This is a genomic window from Streptomyces sp. HSS9-12 (genome assembly GCF_054963655.1).
In genome coordinates this window covers 1-2,581 of record NZ_JBUEGC010000109.1, presented here as the reverse complement: position 1 = coordinate 2,581, position 2,581 = coordinate 1, and the positions used below count along the sequence as shown (strand labels likewise).

The following is a 2,581-nucleotide window of genomic DNA, read 5'->3' as shown; positions in this document are numbered from 1 at the left end:
AGCTTCCAGGTTCGTCTCCACCATGGCGCACGCCCGGTCGGTGGCCTCGTCGCCTGCTTCGACCTGAGTGCCCAGCCACTGGTGCAGGTTCTGCGGGATGTACTCCAGGAACAGCGCGACGCTCGGCGAGGACTGCTGGAGGGCCTCGATCCGGCGGCGCACCTGCGAACCGCCGCCCCAGTAGGCAACAGCCGGTTCGACGTCGGCCAGTTCCTCGGGCAGGGGCGTCGGAGCGTTCTCACCGAAGGCTGGTCAACGGGCTTCTTTCTCATGGAAGGTTGGTGACGGATCGCTCCGGCCGGGACCTGGACGAGGAGGAGGAACCGCTGGCTCGCCCGCCTGCAGCTGGACCTTGGCTGGATCGGCTGTCGGTCCGCCAGCAAGGCCGGGGACATACTCGGCGAAGAGGCGCTATAGCAGTGGGGATGGGAGAGTAATGCGAACTGCAGGCATCTGCCGGGCACTTGAGCGATTGACCGGTCTGGAACTCGCGATTCCGGCGCTCGACATGCTGGTGGACGTACGCATCCCGGCTATCGACGACGCCGTGCGGCTCATGGCCGACCATGTGGTGCGGATCCATTCCATTCACGCACCGAACGGCGACCCGGCGGTGGAAATCGTTCTTTCCGGCGAGGACAGCCTGCGGCTGCTCATCCTCCTCTCTGACGACATCGTGTTCGCGCCGGCGAACCCGAGCACCGTGCTGGACTCCCCGAATCCGTACACGGTGGTTGACGCTCCGCATCTCATCGCGTACTCCGAGATGACACGGGACGCGGAAGCGCTGGCCCGCACCTGCCATCAGCCTGGTACGAAGAACCTTGCCGAGCTGGCAGGCTCCTTCCTGTTCCTGCGCTGCTGCATCGCTGGTGCCACTCGCTTCGGCATGCGACCCGTGCGGACCGCGGCGTGGTGGCAGCATGCGTGGATGACCATGGGCGGTGACCTCCCGCTGCCTCCTTTCCGCACCGATGACCGCTGGGAGGAATTGGTCCAGTCCGCAGAGGTGACCGGTTTGCCAGAGACTCCACCCCCGCTATCACACCAGGACGACACGGCAGCGTTAGCTGCCCTCACTCTGGAAGACTTTCAGCGCACCGCCCCCGCACTCACCTTTGCTCAACCCGACGAGGCGTTCCTCGCCGCTTGGAAGGCCCACATCCGGACTACGCCAGCCAGGCTTGCTGAAACTCTGCTCGGCGACATCGGGGGAGCACGGGCCAGGGTGACTCTGTACCCCGACGGCGGTGGCAGCATCGACATGCGGGTGGAGTTGGCAGGTGCCGTCCAAGCTGTCCTGCAGCTGCGCTTCCCGGTCGGCGGTGACGAACTGACCGTCGACGAGATCCGTATCGCAGAACCGGCCAGGGGCTCCGGCCTGTTCCAACGGCTCATGTTCCGCGCGGAACAAATCGGTCGGCTGCTCGGTGTCCGCACCATGACAGTGCTGGCCACCGACGTCGGAAGCTACGCGCTGGCCACCCTCTGGGGGTATCCGTTTGATCCCGCACCGCACCCCGGCGGCACCGACCGCTAGCGCGCTAATTCCCCGTGTGCATTCAGCGGCTCGGGCGCCGTGCCCTGGGCAGCAGATTGCGACGGAGACCAGCCAAGACCTCCACCCCAAAGGTCTGCTCCATCGATGTGTGCAGGCGCGCGCACAAGGCGCTGGTAGCGGCCAGGTCGGTGCGAGCCGCCCGGATATCCGTACGGAGACGCTCCACACCGGCTCTCACAGCCGCATTATCACTGTCAGACAGACCCCGGATGTCACGGATCTCATGCGACCGTAGCTCGCCCAGTGCGTCGCCCACGTCGGAAACGAACTCCAATGAGCGCGGCCCGCCTGCCTCCCGACCGGCCTGCACCAGGCTGCGGACACTACCTGAGGGGAGGAAGAACAGCGCCATCGATGAGAATCGGCTTTGTGTGACCTGCTGACGCCACCGGGTCACCAGACCAGACTTCCCGTCCAGAAGTGGTGTTAGCTCCGGGTAGAAACCGATGTCGATGGTTGCCAGAAGCGGACGGGACTCTTCCAGTACGGCGTCCAGTTCGTCGAGGGCCTGCAACTGGCCGTCCAAGAGCTTGACGATATCCGCAGCCCACTCGGCACCGTTCACTGGCTGAGCACGCGTGCTCGTCGCGGCGTCCGCCGTATGCAGAGGCGCTTCCACAAGGTTGAGGAGCCGTTCGCCCTGCACGGCAAGGTCCTGCAGACCGACAAGGATTCTCAGGAGATGCGAGGCGACAGCGACATCCCGTGCTGCTTCGTGACCGTTGAGGAATCGTAGGGCGTAGGTCGACAGGATCTCCGCCAGCGTGGACAACAGTCCGAACACGTCATCCTCCCCTTAGCGACACCGGCATGCGACGCTACTGCACCGACAGATGGATTGCGGTTGCTTTCGCTCCGACGCCGCGATCGTTGGACAGCTGTTGGCACAAACTCCGCAGCCATGTTTCGAGTAATTGTCAATACCTGTGGGTCGGTTGAGGTTGTTCTTGCGGCGTGAGTCTCGGGTCGTTCGACGGGGTGACCGCGTTCGAAGCGGGAGCCGAGACGGGCCGCAGCCGG

At 64.8% G+C, this 2,581-nt stretch carries 2 protein-coding genes and 1 pseudogene; 1 reads left to right on the top strand and 2 read right to left on the bottom strand.

Annotated elements, in window-relative coordinates:
- Positions 1-228 (bottom strand): annotated as a pseudogene (locus ACY34J_RS28885) (protein kinase family protein); the annotation flags it as partial.
- Between the two features lie 244 nt (positions 229-472).
- Between ACY34J_RS28885 and ACY34J_RS28880 the strand changes: the two are divergent.
- The gene (locus tag ACY34J_RS28880) at positions 473-1,540 is read left to right on the top strand and encodes an N-acetyltransferase (RefSeq protein ID WP_462729583.1); all 1,068 of its coding nucleotides are present in this window, start codon (positions 473-475) and stop codon (positions 1,538-1,540) included.
- A 22-nt stretch (positions 1,541-1,562) separates the two neighbouring features.
- On the opposite strand, the gene ACY34J_RS28875 is transcribed toward ACY34J_RS28880, so the two are convergent.
- Entirely contained in the window at positions 1,563-2,345 is a 783-nt protein-coding gene (locus ACY34J_RS28875; protein ID WP_462729582.1) for a hypothetical protein, read from the bottom strand.
- Positions 2,346-2,581 lie beyond the last annotated feature (236 nt).